The sequence below is a fragment of the Polynucleobacter sp. 31A-FELB genome (genome assembly GCF_018882405.1).
Lineage (GTDB): Bacteria > Pseudomonadota > Gammaproteobacteria > Burkholderiales > Burkholderiaceae > Polynucleobacter.
The window spans coordinates 1-888 of record NZ_JACVOO010000040.1 but is presented as its reverse complement, the minus strand read 5'-3'; the positions used below and the strand labels follow the sequence as shown (position 1 = coordinate 888).

Annotated in this window: 1 pseudogene; it reads right to left on the bottom strand. The window is 48.5% G+C overall.

Annotated features, from left to right (window positions below):
- Positions 1–814, bottom strand: a pseudogene (locus tag ICN30_RS11520) (IS3 family transposase); the annotation flags it as partial.
- Positions 815–888: the final 74 nt, after the last annotated feature.

Sequence of the window (888 nt, the reverse complement as noted above, 5' to 3'; positions counted from 1 at the left end):
TTGTCCGCTTGAATCCGCGTGGGCTTACCTCTTTGCGAGACGATATGCTCTAGCAGATGCGCAACATCATCGCCTCGAATGTTTTGCGCAGGATAAATTGCTAGGCACTCACGGGTGTGGTTATCTATCAAAGTTAAGGCTCGAAACTTATTGCCGTTAAATAAGGCATCTGATACAAAGTCCATACTCCAGGCTTGATTGGGTCCCGTCAGAATGGGGCGCTCCATCCGGCTTGCTGCTGCCTTGCGACGCCTAGGACGCTTACACCGAAGGTTCAAGCCTTCTTCACGATATAGGCGATACAGCCGTTTGTGATTGACCACCCATCCATCTCTGCGAATCAGAATGTACATCCGCCTAAATCCATATCGAATACGGGTTCGGGCAATCTCTTGTAGTCTTGCCTTCAGAGGAGCATCGAGTGGTTTGCCTTTGGGTTTGTGATACCAGGTTGAACGTGCTTGCTGACAAACACCGCAAGCACGTTGCACACTCACTCGATATTGCTTAATGAGATGGCCGACCAGCAGCTTACGCTGCGCCGGCCTTAAAGCTTTTTTCGCAGAACATCCTGCAGCATGGCCTTATCTAAACTGAGATCAGCTACCAACTGCTTGAGCTTGCGGTTCTCTTCTTCGAGTTGCTTTAAGCGTCTGAGCTCAGAAATACCCAGGCCACTATATTTTTTCTTCCAGTTGTAGAAAGTGGCTTGGCCGATACCGATCTTGCGACAGACCTCATCAACCGAAATACCGGTATCGACTTGATGCAATGCAAAAGCAATCTGCTCTTCTGTGAACTTTGACCTCTTCATGGCGCACCCCTCCTTAGGGATAATATCGCCGATTTTTTCTAATTTAGGGTGTCCAATTTATTGGGAGGAGGTCA